The following is a 21720-nucleotide window of genomic DNA, read 5'->3' as shown; positions in this document are numbered from 1 at the left end:
ACACAAAGATTTTATTTTCTCCATTAATTAAATAAACAAGTTAATATTCGACTTATCAGCACGGTTCATATATGTTCCAACTCCACCAATGACAACGTTGTCGAGCAATTCCTCTCTGTTTACTCCCATCACGTCCATTGACATCTGACAAGCAATAAATTCTATTCCATTGTCAATAGCCTGCTGACGTAGAGACTCGAGTGAATCAATCTTCTTCTTGTTCATGAGATATCTCATCATACGCGAACCAATACCGAACATATTCAACTTCGATAGTTTCAGTTGCAAAGAACTTGAAGGTAACATCATACCAAACATCTTACCAAAGATATCGTGCTCACTTTTTGGTTTCTCAACTTTCTTGATAACGTTCAATCCCCAGAATGTAAAGAATATTGAAACCTTACCACCGATAGCCGATGCACCATTAGCTAATACAAAAGTAGCTAATGCTTTGTCAAGATCATCACTAAACATAATAAAAGTTTTGCCAAGTTGAGCATTGCTCTGCTGTTCTACTACCTTCATAGTCTCATTTTTTTTCAATTTCACAACATATTTACCTGCGTTCTCAGAAGAAGAGATAAACTCGTTTCCTGTTGTCTCAGCCCATGAACGAGCATCACTAGGGAAACCTGCATCGGTAGCAGTAACCTCAAGTATATCGCCTTTTTTAAGAACCTCCATGTTCTTTTTGAGTTTCATTAAAGGGCCGGGGCATGATAATCCACATGCATCAATCTTTATAGATGATGCTGTTTTATCATCATCCCCGTCCTCTTTATACAACTCTGTTACCCTGAGGTTATCAATCTGAAACCTCTTCTCTTCACTATATTTAAATGTTTTATATATGTTTGCCGGAACCGGAAGTTCCGCAGTAGAGGATTTATATGTTTTCAATCCACCAACCAAGTTTCTAACATTGGTGAAGCCATTCTGTAATAAAATATTAGAAGCAAGATATCCTCTTAGTCCTACTCCACAATATAACCATATAGGTTTGCTACTATCGATTTCACTCATTCTCTCACGCATACTATCAACAGGTATATTGATAGCACCGTCGATATGTCCAACTTCGTATTCATCAGCTGTACGCACATCAATAAGTGTAACCGTGTTTATATCTGCATCACGCAGTTCCCTCCAATAAAGTGGATTCATTCTCTTCTCGAGTATATTTGTCGCAACATATCCGGCTAACGCCAAAGGATCTTTAGCAGATGAGAATGGAGGCGCATATGCCTGCTCTATCTCAATAATATCGTATATTGTACCACCTCTTTTAATTATCTGAGAAGCAACATCAATTCTCTTGTCAACACCATCGTATCCTACAGCCTGAACACTATATACCTTACCACTATTCTTATCGAATGTAAGCTTAAGGCTTAGTGGGAATGCATCCGGATAGTATCCTGCATGTGAGTTAGGGTGTACTGTAGCAGACATATATTCAATACCGTCGCATCCGAGTCTCTTTGCTGCTATTCCGGTAATTGCCACTGTCATATCGAATACTTTCGCTATAGATGTGCCTATTGCCCCTTCATACTTAGTCTTGTTACCATAAATCATGTTGTCGGCAACTATTCTGGCCTGACGATTTGCCGGACCTGCTAAATAGTTTAACCATGGTTTGCCGGTCAATGGATGTGGAAACTCTATAGCATCACCAACAGCATAAATGTCCTCATCGGAGGTTTGAAGGTATTCATTAACCTTTATACCCTTTGTTCCACCTATCTCGAGACCTGCAGCTACAGCTAACTCGTTGTTGGGTTTTACACCTATAGACAAGAGAACAAGATCGGTTTCTATAACCTCGCCTGATTTAAGTAACACTTTTACACCGCCGCCTTCTCTCTTTGTAAATCCTACAACTGTCTTCTCCAAGTAGAGTGATACTCCTTTCTCAATAAGGTGCTGATGAACAATTGATGCCATTGAAAAATCTATCGGAGCCATAACCTGAGGAGTCATCTCAACAATTGAGACATGTGCACCTGCCTCATGGAGATTTTCGGCCATTTCAAGGCCTATAAATCCTGCACCAATGATTACAGCATTCTTGACTTCATGTGTTGTGATATAATTCTTTATCTTATCTGTATCAGAGACATTACGAAGTGTGAATATAAACTCATTGTCAATTCCAGGTATAAGTGGAACAGAAGGTTTTGCTCCCGGAGATAAAAGCAACTTATCATAACTCTCTTCATACTCCTTACCATCTGCTGTTCTGACGGAGACCTTCTTGTTTGCCCGATCTATAGAGACAACTTGAGATGCAACCCGTATATCTATGTTGAATCGCTTCGAGAATGCCTGAGGGGTCTGCACAAAGAGCTTACTCCTATCCTCTATAACACCACCAATATAATATGGCAGTCCACAGTTGGCATACGAAATATAATCGCCCTTTTCAAAAAGTACGATTTCTACTTTTTCGTCAATTCTTCTCAATCTGGCTGCTGCGGTTGCTCCACCCGCTACACCACCAACTACAACGTATTTCATTATTTTTGCCTTTTAATATTTTCTAATGGAAATTATTGACAAATATATATATATTAATACAATGCAAACAAATTTTCCATTGGAAATTATTTCGCAAAAGCTAGTATTTATATTATAGAAACAAAAATTAAATATTTTACATAAACAGATTAATGAATAGGTGGACAAAATAGCGGTAAAGAGGTATCCTCACCTAAGCGGGCAAAAAATAGCAATCTATTATTCAGTAGTTTTTATATTATATATGCTCATTATCAAAATGTTAAAATAAGACACTAAATTCTTTTAGTAAAAAGTGAGGTAAAGACTTGCACAAATCATTTTTTGGCTCTATATTTGCACCGCGTTTGAGAGATAACGCTACAAAGGAAGGAAGTTTGGGTGAGTGGCTGAAACCACCAGTTTGCTAAACTGACGTACGGGTAACCGTACCGGGGGTTCGAATCCCCCAGCTTCCGCCAGTATGGTGCTTTCATCTAATGGTTAGGATACATGCCTCTCACGCATGACATACGGGTTCGATTCCCGTAGGCACTACAAAAAATAGCTGTAAATTTAGATTTACAGCTATTTTTTATCAGCTCAAAGGTCCATTTTCTTGGATTTTTATACAAAGAATTTATCATTCCCACCCTTTTAATATAAAAACTGAAACTTTTCTGTTTGTTTTAGATTCATTTTTATATCTTTGGCAATACAATACATTACAAATAGTTAACAACATTATATCTAATAAACAAAAAACATCATGTCAGTAGTAAAATTCTACAAGGAGGATCAGCAGGTACCTTTAGAGATGCACAAAGTACGTGTAGTACAAAAATTGTTCTTACCAAACGTGGAGGAACGAGTAAAAAATCTTACAGAAGCAGGTAATAACACATTCTTATTGCAAAATAGAGATGTATTCATGGATATGCTTACCGATTCGGGAGTTAATGCCATGAGTGACAGACAAGTTGCTGCTTCTATGATTGCTGACGACTCATACGCAGGATCAGAAACATGTAACCGTCTTCTTAAAGCACTTCAAGATGTATTTGGTACAAAATACTTTCTTCCTGCTCATCAAGGTCGTGCTTGTGAAAATATCTTAGCAGAGACTTTTGTAAAGAAAGGAGACGTTATCCCAATGAACTTCCACTTTACTACCACTAAAGCACATATCACTCGCTTAGGAGGTCGTGTAGAGGAACTTATAACAGAAGAGGGATTAGACCCAGATATCTTGCTACCTTTTAAAGGAAACTTTGACATCAAACGTCTTAAGAAACTGATTAAAGAGGTAGGTCCTGAACATATCCCATTTGTACGTATAGAAGCCGGAACAAATCTTGTTGGAGGTCAACCACTTTCAATGGAAAATATGTTAGAGGTAGCAGCTATTTGCAAAGAAAATGGTATAATGTCTGTTTTGGATGCATCATTACTACAAGACAACCTCTATTTCATAAAGACTCGCGAAGAGGAAGCTAAAAATATGAGCATTGCAGAAATAACACGTAAGATTTCTGATGCAATGGATATCATATATTTCTCTGCGCGCAAAATGGGATTCTCAAGAGGTGGAGCAATTGTTTCAAACAATGAGAAATTAATCCTTAAGATGAAAACTCTTATTCCTTTATATGAAGGATTCCTAACATATGGAGGTATGGAAGTACGCGCTATGGAAGCTATGGCTGTGGGACTTTACGAAAGTATGGATGAAGAGATTATCAACCAAGGACCACTATTTATTGAATATCTCGTTAAAGAGTTAGACGATTATGGAGTTCCAATGGTTAAACCAGCAGGTGGTTTAGGAGCGCATATCAACGCATCCAAGTTCTTACCAAACATTCCTCATGAACAATATCCTGCAGGAGCTTTGGCTACTGCTCTTTACATCGCCGGTGGTATACGCGGTATGGAGAGAGGTTCTATATCAGAGCAACGTAACCCTGACGGTAGTGAGAACTATGCAGAACTTGAGCTGTTGCGTCTTGCTTGTCCTCGTCGTGTGTTCACTCTTTCTCAGATAAAATATTGCGCAGACAGAGTAAAATGGTTGTATGACAACCGCGATTTAATCGGTGGTTTGAAGTGGGAAGAAGAACCTGAAGTTCTTCGTTTCTTCTTTGGTCGTCTTCAGGCAGTAGGCAACTGGCAAGAGAAGTTGGCTGCTAAGTTCCGTGAAGACTTCGGAGATAGCCTATAAGATATCTACATATAATAAAAGCGCCATATCATTCAAATGATATGGCGCTTTTCATTTATATATTATAAATAGCTTTTATTCAAAACGTATTGATTTCGCCGGATGTATGCTTGAGATTAAATAAGAGGGACCAACAAGCATCAGGACAGAAATGACAAACGCAGCAATATTAAGAAGAATATAGTAGGTCCAGTTGAACTCTATAGGCACATATTCCAGATAATAGTTTGACGGATCAAGTTTGAATATCTTAAAATAGTACTGTAGTCCGCATAAAGAGAAACCGACAATGTTACCCCATATCAAGCCTTTGCCGATGAGGAATATAGAGAAGTTTAAGAAGATACCTCTTATAGCTCCATCTGTAGCTCCGAGTGCTTTCAACACTCCTATCATATTAGTACGCTCAAGAATAATGATTAGCAATCCGGATATCATGGTAAATCCTGCTACACCCATCATAAGAATCAATATCACCCAAACATTTGTATCAAGCAGATTAAGCCATGCAAATATCTGTGGAGAGACCTCTTCAATAGTCTGAGTAAAGTATACACCTCCATTATAATCCATATTCGTATCTATCTTTGAACGGATATTATCGGCTGTGGCATCAAGTTGGGAATAATCTTTTACTGACACCTCAAGACCGGTAGATTGAGTATTCTCCCAACCACAGAGCTTGTTAACCGTGTAAATGTCTGTAATAATAAAGATATTGTCGAATGAAGAGAAATTTGTACGGTATATACCGGAAACTTTAAAACGACGAGCCCTTACATTACTGTCATCAATATAATATGTATATATCTTATCACCAACAGATAATTTCAACTTATCGGCAATAGTACTTGATACAACAACTTCATTGGATGCTCTTAGACTGCTGAATTGAGGAACTTCTCCTGCAATGAGATGACTTTTAAGATACTCCGTTTTGTACTCTTGTCCCACCCCTTTAAGCACCATACCAAGGAAGTTATCATTGGTCATTATCATTCCAGGCTTAGTGGAATAACGCTGAACATGCTTTACGCCATGAGTATCTCTGACAACCTGCATCAGACTGTCGGATGTAACTATAGGAGTAGACTCATAAGTTCTTTGAGCATCAAAATTGACTACATGGATATCCGAACCGAGGGAGATAACTTTATTGCGCACTTCATTCTTGAAACCTATTACTACTGCAATAGATACAATCATTATAGCCATTCCCACAGCTATACCCGATATAGCGATTCTTACAGCAGGTTTAGAGACCTCTTTCCTACCCTCGTTACTGTTATAAATTCGTTTTGCAACAAATAATCTCCAGTTCATATTATTCATCAGTTCTTCCAGGATAAGCCTCTAAAGCTTTCCTTAAAATGAACAGAGCACGTATCAAATCCCCTTTCTTTAGAACGTATGCAATTCTCACTTCATTCTTTCCGGCACCCGGAGTGGTATAAAAACCTGCAGCAGGAGCCATCATAACAGTCTCTCCCTCATAGTTGAACTCCTTAAGACACCATGCACAGAACTTCTCGCTATCATCAACAGGAAGTTTTGCTACTGTATAGAATGCACCCATAGGAATTGGAGAATAGACTCCCGGGATTCTGTTCAGTCCATCAATAAGGCATTTACGTCTCTCTACATACTCATCGTATGTCTCGCGAGCATACTCTTCCGGTTCATCGAGAGAAGCCTCAGCAGCAATCTGACCAATAAGTGGAGGACTAAGACGAGCCTGACAGAACTTCATGACTGCATTACGTACATCCTTGTTTTTAGTGATTAATGCACCAATACGTATACCACATTCTGAATAACGCTTAGATACCGAGTCGATAAGAACAACGTTATTCTCGATTCCTTCAAGATGACAAGCAGATATATAAGGAGAACCGGTATATATAAACTCACGATAAACCTCATCCGAGAAGAGATAAAGATCATATTTCTTTACCATATCTCTGATCTGATTCATCTCACGGCGAGAATATAGATATCCAGTAGGGTTATTTGGATTACATATAAGAATAGCTTTTGTACGTTCGTTAATAAGCTCCTCGAACTTCTCAACCTTAGGCAGAGAGAAACCCTCCTCAATAGTTGTTGTCACTGTTCGAATCACAGCTCCTGCAGATATAGCAAATGCCATATAGTTAGCATAAGCAGGTTCTGGGACAATAATTTCATCACCAGGATTAAGACAGCTCATGAAAGCAAAAAGTACAGCTTCAGAACCACCTGTTGTTATGATAATATCATCTGCAGTAAGATTGATATCATACTTCTTGTAATAGCCGACAAGTTTCTCACGGTAACTTCTATAACCCTGACTTGGGCTATATTCCAAAACCGTACGATCAATATTTCGTATCGCATCAAGGGCCGCTCGTGGTGTAGGAAGGTCTGGCTGACCAATATTTAAGTGATAAACTTTGACACCATTTTTTTTCGCTTCCTCAGCCAATGGAGCCAATTTCCTAATAGGAGAAGCGGGCATTTCATTTCCCCGAATTGAGATTGTGGGCATAAATAATAAATTTGTTTAACCGAAGTGCAAAGATAGACTTTACGAATTAACAAAACAATAAAAAGAGAGCGAAAAATAGGTGACTATTTTATCATTATGCTTTATAGTAATAAAAAAAATAATATTTTTGTATCAAATATGCGCTAATTAATTAAAAATGGGTAATTTTTCGGATAGTCTACTAATTATTAATGACAAAGATGGCAAAAGACTTTTCTTACGCCGATGCAACAGTAATCTATATTCAATTAAAGAATACAGACACTGCATTAATAATGAAATAAAACTTGGGAAAGAGCTCAATCACAGAAACCTGCCACACTATGAAGGACTCCACAGTGATGAATCTGGTGATTATGTAGCATTTAGCTACTCTCCTGCTATTCCACTCTATAAAGCATTACTGGAAACCTCTTTCAATATCAACAACAAAAAAGAGAGTTCATATATTGTCAATCAGATTATCGATGCTGTTGCATACATGCATGAGAACGGGACACTTCATCTTAACATCAACCCGGCAACTGTGTATGTCAGAAAAGGTAATCATATAGTAACACTTTTCAACCCTCTGAGCAGCTATATATGCAAGGATATATCTTATTGTACATTCAGCGGAATATATTCTGACCCAGCTCTCTTCAATGAGGACAACGTACCAAACGAGAAGAACGATATCTATTCAATTGGCAAAATTATAGAATACATATACAGCTACTCAAATGTAACCCCTTGGATAAGACATATTATCAACAAGGCTACCAATGCTGACCAGTCGAAAAGGTATGCCAATATTCATGAACTCAGAAAAGATTTCAAAAGAACAAACATTGCTGATATAGCATCAATAGCTATTAAGGTATTTGCAATTTTGGCACTACTGTCCATTGGATATATTGCACTGAAAGATGAAGCAGAGAGGAAAGAGAACTATGAGTTTCGTGAAGAGACAAACAGGAGACATAAAACTGAGCAAAAGGCCCGAGAGCAGGTTAGCGCCATTACTACCACTGAAATAGATACTATATCTTCATTAAAAAACCTTCCAAAAGATGAGGTGGAGAAGATATTCAAAGATGAGTTCAGGAAAGATGCTGTAAAAGCAATTAATGCGATATACACTAAAGAGATGCTTAATGCTACACCGGAAAAATTCCAACAAGTGAGCTTGAAACAATTCTCAAAACTTGATATGATACAAAAGAAGTTAGCAGTAAAATACAACCTAAATTTCTCATACACTACCAAACTATCAAAGGAAGTTATAGATGAGGTGACTCAGATTCGTTTGAAAGAATTAAAGAAGAAATAGATTTTGCTGAAAAATTCTATAAAACTTTTTTGTACCTTCGCATTTAACAAATCAAAATTACTAACAAAGTGGACTACGGTATTTTTGCCGTAGACAAAATAATATTGAACAATTATGATGCATACATGGTTTGAATGCAAAATTCGCTACGAGAAGGTGATGGAAAATGGAGTAAACAAGAAAGTAACTGAACCATATCTTGTAGATGCACTTAGTTTTACTGAAGCAGAAGCTAGAATAATTGAAGAGATAACACCTTATATTAGTGGAGAATTTACGGTTTCTGATATAAAAAGAGCAAATTACAGCGAAATTTTCCAATCTGAAGAGGATGCTGCCGACAGATATTTTAAATGTAAGCTTTTCTTCATTACTCTAGATGAGAAGAGCGGAGCTGAGAAGAAAACATCGACAACTGTTCTTGTACAGTCAGCCGATCTTCGCGATGCAGTTAAGAAACTTGATGAGGGCATGAAAGGTACTATGGCCGATTATGTTATAGCATCTGTTGCAGAGACACAACTTATGGATATCTACCCTTATGAGGCAGAGCCAAATGTAAAACCAGAATTCCCTGATGCAGGTAAAACTGAATAACATTAATTTATAAGACAATGAGCATTAAAGCAAATTTACAAGAGGTACTTGCAGGCATTACAAAAGATGTAACACTTGTTGCTGTATCAAAGTTTCATCCGAATGAATCCATCATGGAGGCATACGAGGCAGGACAGCGCATTTTTGGCGAGAGTAAAGTGCAGGAAATGGCTCAAAAATATGAAACGCTCCCCAAAGATATAGAATGGCACTTTATAGGTCATCTTCAAAGTAACAAGATAAAGTATATGGCACCTTATGTCACTATGATTCATGCTATAGACTCTCTATCACTACTTAAGGAGATAGATAAACATGCCAAAAAGGTCAACCGTACCATATCATGCCTACTGCAGATACACATCGCAAAAGAGGAGACCAAATTTGGATTCTCCTTTGATGAGTGCCGTACCATGCTTAACGAGGAAGAGTGGAAGAAGCTTGACAATATAAGAATATGCGGAGTAATGGGAATGGCTACGAATTGTGATGATCAGAAAGAGATAAGAGAAGAGTTTAACTCACTTCATACCTTTTTCAAAGAGATTAAAGAGGAGTATTTTAAAGATGAAGAATCTTTTAAGGAGATATCTATGGGTATGTCCGGCGACTACGAAATCGCTATTGAAGAAGGAAGCACTATGGTAAGAGTAGGAAGCAAAATTTTTGGAGAAAGAATATACTAAACCCTTATAATAATGAGCATACTTAACACAACCTTTGCAGGCTTAAGCTTGCGCAATCCTATTATTATTAGTAGTTCGGGACTGACAGATACTGCAGAGAAAGTGCAGAAACTTGAATTCCACGGAGCTGGTGCCGTTGTTCTGAAATCAATTTTTGAGGAACAGATTTTGATGCAATCGGGAGATATTGTATCATACGATTATCCCGAAGCTGATGACTATCTAAAGACCTATGTACGCTCTAATGCATTGAGTGAATATGTAAAACTGATACAAGAGTGCAAGAGCCTGTGTAAGATACCAATAATAGCAAGTATAAACTGTTTCAGCAAAGGTGAATGGTCTGAGTTTGCAAAAACCATGCAGGATGCAGGGGCAGATGCAATAGAGCTCAACATTATGTCTATAGAGACTCAGAAAGAGTATAGATATGGGACTATGGAGCAGAGATATATTGACATCCTTTCGACTGTGAAAAAGCGTGTATCTATTCCTGTCATAGTGAAACTGGCTTCAAATCTCTCCAACCCTATTGCCCTGATAAACCAATTACATGCTAATGGTGCTGGAGGTGTAGTTTTGTTCAACAGATTCTACCAAGCCGATATAAATATCAAGACACTTGAATATACCACTGCAGATGTGTTCAGTAATGGTTCTGAACTCTCTAATGGTCTTAGATGGGCAGCTATAGCATCAGGTGAATTGCCTAAGCAGGATTTTGCTATCTCAGGCGGTGTAAACTCAGGTGCAGCAATTATCAAATCTATCCTTGCCGGCGCTGCAGCCGTTGAGCTGTGCAGTGTGATATATAAGAAAGGTAATGATGAGATAGATAAGATGATAGCAGATATGTCATCTTGGATGGATAGCAAGGGTTATGAGAATATTGGTCAATTCAAAGGTTTGATGAATTTGAAAGCTGATGAGAATGCTAATCCGTTCGAAAGAACGCAGTTCATGAAGTATTTCAGCTCGAAATAATCATTCTTAATATAAGCGATACTGCTGTTTATGACTCTTTCTTTAGTCTAAACAGCAGTATTGTTGTTATATAAGATATAGGGCATAAATTTATCACTCTATTTTTTTGTATACCATATGGAAAGTCTTATCTTTGCTCATTCTAACCTAGAATGTGCAATAATTTATAAAGAATAAATTTATAACAAAATGGAGCAAAGTTTTATCTCCTTTATTGAACAAAGCATAAAAGACAACTGGGATTTGGATGCTTTGACAGACTACAATGGGGCAACACTTCAGTATAAAGATGTAGCAAGAAAAATAGAGAAAATACATATTATTTTTGAACAAAGTGGAATTAAAGAGGGCGACAAAATAGCCATTTGCGGACGTAACAGTTCACATTGGGGTGTTACATTCCTTGCAACACTTACCTACGGCGCCATTGCTGTACCTATACTTCACGAATTCAAACCGGACAACGTTCATAACATTGTAAACCACTCTGAGTCAAGACTCCTCTTTGTAGGTGATATGGTTTGGGAAGGTCTTAATGAAAATGCGATGCCAAATATCGAGGGAGTGGTTCTTATGAACGACTACTCTGTATTAGTATCTAGAAGCGATAAACTTGATTTTGCCCGTAATCACCTTAATGAGCTCTTCGGAAAGAAATTCCCTAAGAATTTCAGACGCGAACATGTGGAATACAAGAAAGACGAACCTGAGACTCTTGCAGTCATCAACTACACATCAGGCACTACAAGTTATTCGAAGGGCGTTATGATACCTTACAGAGCATTGTGGTCGAATACACAATTTGCTTTCGATGTTCTACAGCTTAAGCCAGGAAATAAGCTTGTATCTATGTTACCTATGGCACATATGTACGGCCTATCTTTCGAATTTATTTATGAATTCTGCGTGGGATGCCACATCTACTTCTTGACTAGAATGCCTAGTCCTAAGATTATCTTCCAAGCATTTGCTGAGATTAAGCCTAACTTGGTTGTTGCCGTTCCATTGATTATTGAAAAGATTATCAAGAAAAACATTCTTCCTAAGTTACAGACTCCAACAATGAAGATACTTCTTAAAGTACCTATCATTAATGACAAGATTAAAGCTGCTGTACGTGAGCAGATGATTCATGCATTCGGAGGAGAGTTCTACGAAGTTATCGTAGGTGGTGCAGCATTCAACCAGGAAATTGAGCAGTTCCTAAGAAGTATCGAGTTCCCTTATACAGTGGGATATGGTATGACTGAGTGCGCTCCTATCATCTGTTATGAAGATTGGAAAGAATTCAAACCAGGTTCATGTGGAAAGGCAGTTAAGAGAATGGAAGTAAAAGTCCTCAGCCCGGATCCACATAATATTGTAGGTGAAATAGTATGTAAAGGACCTAATGTAATGCTTGGTTACTACAAGAACCCTGAAGCTACAGCTGAAGTTATCGACAAAGATGGATGGATGCACACAGGTGACCTTGGAGTAATTGATGAAGAAGGTAACGTTACAATAAAAGGAAGAAGCAAGAACATGCTACTAGGATCATCAGGACAGAATATATACCCAGAGGAGATTGAGGATAAGCTAAATAATATGCCATATGTTGCAGAAAGCATCGTTATACAGCAACATGACGGTCGCCTTGCTGCATTAATATATCCTGATTTTGATGATGCATATGCACATGGTATGAAAGATGAAGATATAGAATCAGCAATGGAAACAAATAGAGTTGCTCTTAATTCAGAACTTCCATCTTACTCTCAGATTTCTAGAGTTAGAATATATCCGGAAGAGTTTGAAAAGACTCCTAAAAAGAGCATTAAGCGTTTCTTATACCAGGAATTATAACAAAAAATATGATAATCGAAAAGACATCTTATGAGAATCAATTCGTTACGATATACATTAGTGTTAACTGCATGCCTTGCAGTTAGCACTAATTTTGTTTTTGCACAGCAGATAAACAAGTCAAAAAGAGAGGCGCCAAATATAGCTATTAACATCTCATCAAACAGAGATAGCGTCAAAACATCCTATTTTAACTTAGGTCTGATTTCTAATTTATATAATCAGAGAGGCATAGGCTTAAATGTCATATCAAGTGCTGTAAAGAACAATATGACAGGAATCCAGGCATCTGGTTTTGTAAATATCACTAGAAACAGAGCCAATGGTGTTATGCTTAGTGGCATAACCAACATTGTAGGCAACAAGGCAAATGGAGTAATGGTCACCGGACTTATCAATGTGACCGGTAAAGAGGCAAATGGTATGCAAGCATCTCTCTTTGCCAATATCGTTGGTAATAGATCCAACGGACTTGCTATAGGTGGTCTTATGAATGTATCCGGAAAGGAGATGGATGGTTTGCATATTGGTGGTCTTGCAAATGTATCCGGCATAAGCCAAAAAGGAATAGCATTGGCAGGTCTTATGAACGCTACTGCAAACAGATTAAACGGACTTCAGGTAGCATCAATACTTAACATTGCAGGAAAAGAGAATAAAGGAGCACAACTATCTCTTATAAGTAACGTAGGTGTAGAGGTAAGAGGAGTGCAAGCAACAGTTCTTACAAACATTGCTGCTGATACATTAAGAGGTTTCCAACTTGCAGGAGCGGTAAATATTGCGGTAAATACAAGAGGAGCATTCCAGTTGGCAGGTATTACCAATATAAGTCAGGGCAGAACTAAAGGAGTACAGCTTGCACCAGGTAACTATGCAGGTGGAATAGACGGTGTTCAGATAGGAATTCTGAATATGAGTACAGGAAAAAGCAATGGCTTTCAGGTTGGGGTTGTAAATTACAGCAAAGACTCAACAACTCATAAAATTGGACTGGTAAATGTCAACCCTAAGACAAGAATACAGTTGATGGCTTTCACTGGTAACACCAGTAAAATGAATATCGCTGCACGCTTTAAGAACAGGAAGACATACAGCATTATAGGTGTTGGAACACAATATTTGGGACTTAATGATAAGTTCTCAGGAGCTGTTTTCTACAAGACCGGACTCTACTTCCCTATAGCAAAATATCTTGAGATAAGCGGAGACTTAGGTTTCTATCATATCGAAAGTTTCAGCAATGAAAATGAAAAGACTCCAAAGAGAATGTATTCTCTCCAGGGAGAAGTAAATCTTGAATATAGGCTACAGAAGAAGATCAGTATCTTTGCTTCAGGTGGATATAGCATGACTAGATATTACGATGAGAATAAATTCTACGAAAAGAAACCTATCTTCTCACTAGGTGTTGTATTATTTTGATAATAGTATTATCAACCCATTAAATTTGATATGAAATTCAAATTATCCTTATTATCTCTTATTCTCTTTATCAGTTGCAATAATACATATTCACTGACAACAGAGAATAGAGACAGCCTTTTTGCCTTTAATAGTCCTGAAATGAATAAAAAGTACCCTTTCAAGGCTGCAGTAGAGACTTTTGGATTAAATCTCGGTGTCTGGGCTTTCGATAGATATGTAATGAATGAGAATTTTGCCAAGATAACCATCAATACCATAAGACATAACATAAATTATGGATTTGTATGGGATAATGACCAGTTTTCGACAAATCTTTTTGCTCATCCCTATCATGGAAGCCTCTACTTCAATACTGCGCGTAGTAACGGTCTGTCATTTTGGGAATCTGCTCCCTACTCTCTTGCCGGTAGCCTTATGTGGGAATTTACCGCCGAAAGAGAGCCGGCAGCCATCAATGACCTTATGGCTACTACGCTAGGTGGCATTGCCCTCGGTGAATTTACCCATCGTATGTCATCGTTGGTACTTAACGATTCAAAAAGAGGTGGAGAAAGATTTTTAAGAGAGTTCCTAGGTACATTGATCTGTCCGATAAGAGGATTGAACAGATTGATTAACGGAGATATGTGGAGAGTGAGACACTCATATTATAAATACCATGACTACGAAAAGATACCTGTAAAATTTTCTATGGGATTTGGAATGAGATATCTGGCTGATGACAACCATATGTTTAAAGGAGAATATAATCCATACATCAACCTGAAGGCTGTTTATGGAGATCCTTTAGATAAAGAGGACAACAGCCCATACGACTACTTCACAGCAAATGTATCATTAGGTCTATCTTTGAATCAACCATTGATAAACAAGATTAATCTCTTGGGACGCATTTGGGGAACGAATGTAAAGGAATCGAGTGAGATGAATATATCATTCGGAATCTTCCAGCACTTCAACTATTATGATTCTGAAGCGGTGTTACATAATTCAGAGAACATACCATATAAAATATCAGAGGCAGCAAGTGTAGGACCTGGAATGATTTATAAATTACCTAGATATAACAGCATGTTAGGTCTTCAGCAGAGTATTTATATCAGCGCTGTTTTACTTGGAGGAAGCCTTAGTGACTATTATAATGTGATAGACAGAAACTATAATATGGGAAGTGGATATAGTCTTAAGAACGATACTGATATTGACTTCGGCAGATATGGCAACTTCTCTCTGAACGTATCATTACTCAATATATTCACATGGAAAGGTTATGAAAATAAAGATTTGAACACAACAAATCCTCTTTATCTGAATGCTCAGGGAGATAAAGGTAATGTAATGTTGGCTATAATTAACCCTCAGATAAACCTTAATCTGAATAATAATATAAAAGCAAATATCGAAGCTTCATATTTCGTGAGAAAAAGTCACTACTCATATAAAGAAGATGTAAGCTATAAGACTTTCGAAACTCGCCTTGGATTAATTTACCAATTCTGATTAAAGCAGAGATGAGCGAACACGGCTAAGTGTCTCAGGTGTCATCTGCAACAAAGAAGCGACATATACTAATGGGGTTCTCTTAAGTATTTCAGGATGATATTCCATCAGCTTAAGATACCTTACATTGGCTGGTTCAAATCTAAGTATATCGGCTTTAATCTGTGATTCAATAAGTGACGATTTCAGTATTGTTCGATATAGTCTTTGTATATCTACGAAAGAGTCGGATATCCTCTCAAGATCATTTAAAGGAATTAACCAAATATTAGACGCTTCCAAAGTCTCAATCATAAGGCGTGAAGGTTCTTGCTGGAATAGGCTCTCAATATTCATTACTATTCCATTCTCATAGCTGATGTGTTCTGTCAACTCTTTGCCGTTCTTGTAATAAAACTGTCTAACTAAGCCTTTCTCAATAAATATTAAATTTTTGCAGACATCTCCTTCATCTATCAATCGCTCTCCTTTGCGACATTTTTTGTAGACAAGGATGTCCGACAAAGTCAATAGGCTTTCTTTGCTTAGTGCATAATATAAACTAGATAACGTCCGTGCTGTCTCTATAGTACTTCTCTTAATCATACCACTAAATTACATAAATAGTTTTTTGTCTTGCAAAAATACTATTAAAACTAAAATCAATAGCCTAATTAAACTTAAAAATAAATATTATACATAATTTTACAACAGATTTTACAAATAAAAGTGATTAATTCATTAAAAAGTCATAATTAGTATTTAATAGATTATAAGAGAGTTTATTATGAAATTATATTTAAAATTATTTTGCACAGCACTTCTTTTCTTATCAGCAGTTAATGTAGAAGCACAAGAAGATGGTTATAAATTCACAACAGTATTCAATAATAAGGTGACACCTGTAAAGAATCAGGCTGCTTCGGGCACATGCTGGTGTTTTGCTACATCATCGTTTATGGAAGCTGAACTTATGAGAATTGGTAAAGGAGAGTATGACCTATCGGAAATGTTTATTGTCAGACAGAAATATATGAATCAGCTGGATGACAACTACCTTCGCAGAGGCAAAGGAAATATAAGCGAGGGCAGTCTTTCACATACATGGAAAAATGCATATAAGCAAGTTGGCATAGTACCCGAAGAGGTTTACCATGGCATCAACTATAATTCTGATATACATAACCATTTTGAGATGGTAGAATACATTACATCAACAGCCAATAAAGCTGTTGAAATGAAACAGAGAAGTCCTGAATACAACAAAATAATTAATAGCATATTCGATATCTACTTTGGCAAAGTTCCTGAGAAATTTGAATATAAAGGAAAGGAGTACACTCCAAAAACATTTGCTAATTCACTCGGACTGAATATGGACGACTATATAGAACTTACAAGTTTCACACATAAGCCATTTTATAGTGAGTTTGCTGTAGAAGTACCAGATAACTGGGAACATGAGAGAATGTACAACCTACCACTTAATGAGATGATGGAAGTAATGGACTCTGCTTTAAAAAATGGATACACAATATGTTGGGATGGAGACGTAAGCGAAAAAGGCTTTTCTCATAAGAATGGTGTGGCTATAAACCCTACAACAGTAAAGGTTGAAGAGATGAGTAAGACTGATAGAGCAAGACTGGGACAGGCTGGTAATGAAATGAAACCTGAAGATGCTTTCAAGTTCAAACAGCCATACCCTGAAATAGATGTTACACCTGAAGTGAGAGAGAAAGGATTTCAATCTTTTGTTACTACCGATGATCATCTTATGCATATAACAGGCATTGCAAAAGATCAGAACGGAACAAAATATTATATAACAAAGAACTCTTGGGGAACAGACAGAAGTGACTTCGGAGGCTATCTGAATATGTCCGAGAGTTATGTAAAAGCAAAGACTATTTATATTATGGTTCATAAGGATGCAATTCCAAGGAGCATACGCAAGAAGTTGGGATTATAAAAATATCATAAACTATATATTCAACTCTATTGTCAAAATATTCATCTCCTGGCAATAGAGTTTTTTTATTAATTCGTCAAATCTTATTAAGAACAAATCTAAATAAGATATTATTTTCTACCTTTGCAAAGGTTAAGAAAAACAAATAAACATGATATAAAGCTACCAGCCTATTCATAAAGAAAATATATCATTTTGAAAAGTCGGACAATAAATATAATCAAACTATTACTCCCCATTATCTATATTGCATTCATTGGGTCTAAGACTCTATTTCTGCATATGCATAATGAAAATAATATTATTATTGTCCACTCTCACCCATTTAAGTCTCCTCACCATCATTCAACAACAGAATTTAAAACAATATCCATACTCTCGAATATTGAGAGCGATGGTTCAATATTATCTTTTGCACTACCAGTAGCATTATTCATATTTATAGGGTTACTTCTCTATAAAAGAGTGGATTTCATCATTCATGCTACCTTCAATGCTATTAATCCTCGCAGCCCTCCAATTCATGCTTAAATATTAAGGGACATATTTTCAGACTTATGTCTGAAGAGATTAATAACATCACATCTTATATTAAACATGAAAAAAATATATCTAATGATGCTGGGAATAGTATGCACTTTTTTCCCTGCTCAATACTCTTATGCAACAAAAGTAGATAACCCAATAGAAGAGACAATCAACAAATCGGATGCTAATATAGTAGGACACATCATCGACAAGAAGACTCAGGAGCATATGCCTTATGTTACTGTCGCTGTAAAGAATACAACAATTAGTACACTGACAGACCTTACAGGACACTATTTCCTTAAAAATCTTCCTGAAGGAGAGTTCACTATTGAGATATCTTCCGTGGGATACAAAACCATAAGTCAGAAGGTAATCTGTAAGAAAGGAGTAACGCATGAACTAAATTTCCAGGTGGAAGAGGATATAATCGCTCTTGACGCAGTAGTGGTATCTGCCAACCGAAACGAGACTGCACGTCGTGTAGCCCCTACTCTTGTAAAGGTTATCAGTACGAAACTTTTTGAGACTACAAATTCTCAGACATTATCACAGGGACTCACCTTCCAACCTGGAGTAAGAGTCGAAAACGACTGTCAGAACTGCGGATTCACACAGGTAAGAATAAATGGTTTGGATGGTAAATATACACAGATACTTATTGATTCACGCCCTATATTCTCATCGCTTGCCGGTGTTTACGGACTTGAACATATCCCTGCAAATATGATTGAACGTGTAGAGGTGGTAAGAGGTGGCGGTTCTGCCCTTTTCGGTTCTTCAGCAATAGCTGGAACAGTAAACATAATCACCAAGGAACCTATGCGTAACTCAGGATCTGTTGCTCACTCAATTACAAATATCGATGGAAGCAGCTCGTTCGACAACAATACATCACTAAACCTCTCACTTGTATCTGACAATAATAAAATGGGGGCATACATTTATGGCCTCAACCGTGAAAAGTCTGCTTGGGACTACAATGGAGACGGCTTTACTGAGTCATCGAAGATGAAGAATCAGACAGTAGGTATGAATGCTTACTATAAGACAGGCACATACTCAAAAATATCTTTAGAATATCATCACATAGAGGAGTTCAGAAGAGGTGGTAGCCGACTTGACCTGGCACCACATATCGCTGTAAACCCTCAGCTTAACGGCACCGGAGTGGATGGAGTTGTAGAGCAGACAGAACACTCAATAAATACAGGAGGTGTGAAATTCTCAATATTCTCAGCCGACCAAAAGAATTATTTCAATGCATATGCAGCTGCACAAGATATAAAACGTGACAGCTATTATGGTGCATACGGTAAGACATCCGACCTCACTTCTGTAATAGGTGCTCAATATATACGCAACATAGACAAGTTAATATTCATGCCTGCCAGCATAACAGCTGGACTTGAATATAATCGTGATGCTCTTCACGACAAGGGAACAGATACAGAGAGATATAGAGATAAGGCACTACAAGAGAATCCTAACGCCACCGGTGACGTACTGAAAGCACTAATAGCAAAGTATACTCCTTCTCCTACTGACCAGATTATAAATATTTCGAGTGCATATCTTCAAAGTGAATGGAAGAATGAAAAGTGGAGTATTCTATTAGGAGGACGCTTAGACAAGAACAGTATCACAAAGAAAGCTATACTAAGTCCACGTGCCAACCTACGCTATAACCCACTAGAAAATATCAACATACGCTTAAGCTATGCTGAAGGATTCCGAGCTCCACAAGCTTTCGATGAGGACCTTCATATAAGTAATATCGGAGGTGATCTTTTAAGAATTGAACGTGCAAAAAATCTTAAAGAAGAGAAATCACATAGTATAAATGCATCTGTAGATATGTATCATATGATAGGTATATTTCAGACAAATCTTCTTATAGAGGGATTTTACACAAAGCTGAATGACCCATTTGTACTCTCGGCTCCTGTTATGGATGCTAACGGAAGCGGTTATCTTATTCAGACAAGAAGCAACGGATCGGGTGCAAAGGTATATGGTATAACTGCAGAGGCTAATATAGCATACAAAAATACTTTCCAGTTACAGACAGGTATAACAATCCAAAGAAGTCGTTATGACGAGGCTGAGGAATGGAGTGCAGATAACAAACTGTCGGATGACGAGAGAACAACTAAAGATATCCTACGTACCCCTAACCTATATGGATATTTTACAGCTAGCTACTCACCATCAAAAGTTCTCTCATTCTCACTGAATGGCAATTACACAGGTAGAATGTATGTACCACATCTATGGTCACAAGTTAATGGCACTGCCGACGAAATGGTAAAATCTCCATCTTTCTTCGAGCTCGGTGCAAAGGTGGCTTACGATTTTGACCTAGACGCAGGTCTCTGTATTCAACTTAATGCAGGAGTTCAGAATATTTTGAATGAGTTCCAAAAAGACTTCGACAAAGGAGCCACACGTGATTCGGGTTATATGTATGGTCCAGGATCACCAAGATGTTATTTTGCCGGTCTCAAGGTGAGTTTCTAATGATGATTACAGAACTTGATAATCTGATAATAGATTTCTGACTTAACATTCTCATGAATGTTACAATAGATATCATACAGAATCAGAAAGAGAAGAATCAAGAGGGAATAATAATATCGCAATGAGTTGAATATCTCTACGATGCATTAGAAACATAAAGACAGACATTTATTTTGAAGAATGCATAGGTAAGCAACAGTAGAATAGTGATTTTTCAAAATAAATAATTAAAGAAAAAGCCTGCATTTTATATGGGATGAAACCACAAAAATGCAGGCTTTACAGTAAATAATACTCCCTCTTAAAGTATGATTATTTTACCTTTATCCTATCAAAGCCCTCACCAAAGACACCAATTACGGCACTCTGTGATACAAAAGCATTGGGATCAATATCTTTTATTAGACGGAATATAGTAGTCGACTCCCTCTTTTTGGCAAGAACGAACATCATTTTTACATCACAACCTGTATAGCATCCCACTCCATCCATGAAGGTAACGCCACGGTGAAGATCCTTATTAATTCTATGTCCTATTTCCTGATATTTGTTTGATATTATAAAGAATTGCACCGACTGACGTGCACTATTCACAACCTGGTCTAGCACAAAACTGCTTATATAGAGAGTAGCAAAACCATAAACTACCTTCTCCCAGTCATGAAGAGCGAAATAACTGGATAGGATTATTATCATATCAGTAAAAAGAATAACGCGTCCAAGTGTGATGTCATGATACTTGTTTACTATAGCTGCAATAATATCTGTACCTCCAGAACTACCATTTGCTGAGAATGTAACTCCTATTCCACCTCCACAGAAAGAAGCTCCGATAACACATGCCATGAAAGGTTGATCATGAAGTAAGTTTACACCACTTGTCATGCTCTGAATAATTGGAAGAACTAAGGTCATAGTCAAAACAGCAAAGATGGTCTTTACGCTGAATTTCCATCCCAGAATAAACAAAGACGCCATCAGGAGGAAAGCATTTATTGCAAAATATGTATACTGAACAGGGAAACCTGATGCAAAATATACTATAGAAGCAATACCAGGAACACCACCTGTAGTGATATTGTTGGGAAGGAGAAAAACCGTCCACCCCACACTATACAT

15 protein-coding genes, 2 tRNA genes and 1 pseudogene are annotated in these 21720 nt (G+C 37.3%); 13 read left to right on the top strand and 5 right to left on the bottom strand.

From position 1 onward, the window contains the following. Nucleotides 1-27: 27 nt before the first annotated feature. Nucleotides 28-2523: an FAD-dependent oxidoreductase gene (locus JCM15092_RS06870; RefSeq protein ID WP_024994018.1), complete on the bottom strand. Its 2496-nt coding sequence runs from the start codon at nt 2521-2523 to the stop codon at nt 28-30. Nucleotides 2524-2894: 371 nt separating this feature from the next. Between JCM15092_RS06870 and JCM15092_RS06865 the strand changes: the two genes are divergently transcribed. From JCM15092_RS06865 to JCM15092_RS06855, 3 genes are all read left to right on the top strand, one after another. Then, nucleotides 2895-2984, top strand: a tRNA-Ser gene (locus tag JCM15092_RS06865). Between the two features lie 4 nt (nt 2985-2988). After that, a tRNA-Glu gene (locus tag JCM15092_RS06860) sits at nt 2989-3060 on the top strand. Nucleotides 3061-3271: 211 nt separating this feature from the next. Continuing rightward, nucleotides 3272-4723: a tryptophanase gene (locus JCM15092_RS06855; protein ID WP_024994017.1), complete on the top strand. Its 1452-nt coding sequence runs from the start codon at nt 3272-3274 to the stop codon at nt 4721-4723. Between the two features lie 75 nt (nt 4724-4798). Here the strand turns inward: JCM15092_RS06855 and JCM15092_RS06850 are convergent, their stop codons facing one another. Next, entirely contained in the window at nt 4799-6046 is a 1248-nt protein-coding gene (locus JCM15092_RS06850) for an ABC transporter permease (protein ID WP_024994016.1), read from the bottom strand. A 1-nt stretch (nt 6047) separates the two neighbouring features. Continuing rightward, nucleotides 6048-7250 carry a pyridoxal phosphate-dependent aminotransferase gene (locus tag JCM15092_RS06845; protein ID WP_024994015.1) on the bottom strand — a complete coding sequence of 401 codons (1203 nt, stop codon included), beginning with the start codon at nt 7248-7250 and terminating at the stop codon, nt 6048-6050. Nucleotides 7251-7407: 157 nt separating this feature from the next. Here JCM15092_RS06845 and JCM15092_RS06840 point away from each other — a divergent pair, with 157 nt between their 5' ends. The 7 genes from JCM15092_RS06840 (at nt 7408) to JCM15092_RS06810 (ending at nt 15602) form a co-directional block, all read left to right on the top strand. After that, nucleotides 7408-8562, top strand: a complete 1155-nt coding sequence (locus JCM15092_RS06840; RefSeq protein ID WP_024994014.1) for a protein kinase domain-containing protein — start codon at nt 7408-7410, stop codon at nt 8560-8562. 111 nt (nt 8563-8673) lie between these two features. Continuing rightward, nucleotides 8674-9159, top strand: a complete 486-nt coding sequence (locus JCM15092_RS06835) for a DUF4494 domain-containing protein (RefSeq protein ID WP_024994013.1) — start codon at nt 8674-8676, stop codon at nt 9157-9159. Between the two features lie 17 nt (nt 9160-9176). Next, nucleotides 9177-9845: a YggS family pyridoxal phosphate-dependent enzyme gene (locus JCM15092_RS06830; protein ID WP_024994012.1), complete on the top strand. Its 669-nt coding sequence runs from the start codon at nt 9177-9179 to the stop codon at nt 9843-9845. Between the two features lie 12 nt (nt 9846-9857). Further along, nucleotides 9858-10829, top strand: coding sequence for a dihydroorotate dehydrogenase-like protein (locus tag JCM15092_RS06825; RefSeq protein WP_024994011.1), 972 nt, complete (start codon nt 9858-9860; stop codon nt 10827-10829). A gap of 189 nt (nt 10830-11018) precedes the next feature. Beyond that, a complete protein-coding gene (locus tag JCM15092_RS06820; RefSeq protein WP_024994010.1) occupies nt 11019-12674 on the top strand; it encodes an AMP-binding protein in 1656 nt (551 codons plus the stop codon). A 30-nt stretch (nt 12675-12704) separates the two neighbouring features. Beyond that, nucleotides 12705-14099: an LA_2272 family surface repeat-containing protein gene (locus JCM15092_RS06815; protein ID WP_024994009.1), complete on the top strand. Its 1395-nt coding sequence runs from the start codon at nt 12705-12707 to the stop codon at nt 14097-14099. A 30-nt stretch (nt 14100-14129) separates the two neighbouring features. After that, nucleotides 14130-15602, top strand: coding sequence for a DUF3943 domain-containing protein (locus JCM15092_RS06810; RefSeq protein ID WP_024994008.1), 1473 nt, complete (start codon nt 14130-14132; stop codon nt 15600-15602). Here JCM15092_RS06810 and JCM15092_RS06805 read toward each other — a convergent pair whose 3' ends face one another. Then, complete coding sequence (locus JCM15092_RS06805) at nt 15603-16187, bottom strand: Crp/Fnr family transcriptional regulator (RefSeq protein ID WP_034541683.1); 585 nt, start codon at nt 16185-16187, stop codon at nt 15603-15605. It abuts the gene before it with no gap. Between the two features lie 181 nt (nt 16188-16368). Between JCM15092_RS06805 and JCM15092_RS06800 the strand changes: the two genes are divergently transcribed. The 3 genes and pseudogenes from JCM15092_RS06800 (at nt 16369) to JCM15092_RS06790 (ending at nt 20601) form a co-directional block, all read left to right on the top strand. Beyond that, nucleotides 16369-17553, top strand: coding sequence for a C1 family peptidase (locus tag JCM15092_RS06800; protein ID WP_024994006.1), 1185 nt, complete (start codon nt 16369-16371; stop codon nt 17551-17553). A gap of 195 nt (nt 17554-17748) precedes the next feature. Further along, a pseudogene (locus JCM15092_RS18055) lies at nt 17749-17877 on the top strand (DUF8478 family putative metalloprotein); the annotation flags it as partial. Between the two features lie 273 nt (nt 17878-18150). Further along, nucleotides 18151-20601, top strand: a complete 2451-nt coding sequence (locus JCM15092_RS06790) for a TonB-dependent receptor (protein ID WP_024994005.1) — start codon at nt 18151-18153, stop codon at nt 20599-20601. A 312-nt stretch (nt 20602-20913) separates the two neighbouring features. Here the strand turns inward: JCM15092_RS06790 and JCM15092_RS06785 are convergent. After that, a partial coding sequence (locus JCM15092_RS06785) for a YitT family protein (protein WP_024994004.1) occupies nt 20914-21720 on the bottom strand: 807 nt, incomplete at its 5' end.

This window comes from Phocaeicola paurosaccharolyticus JCM 15092, from assembly GCF_000613805.1.
GTDB lineage: Bacteria > Bacteroidota > Bacteroidia > Bacteroidales > Bacteroidaceae > Phocaeicola > Phocaeicola paurosaccharolyticus.
The sequence above is the reverse complement of the archived record's forward strand: the minus strand, read 5'-3'. Positions and strand labels throughout refer to the sequence as shown.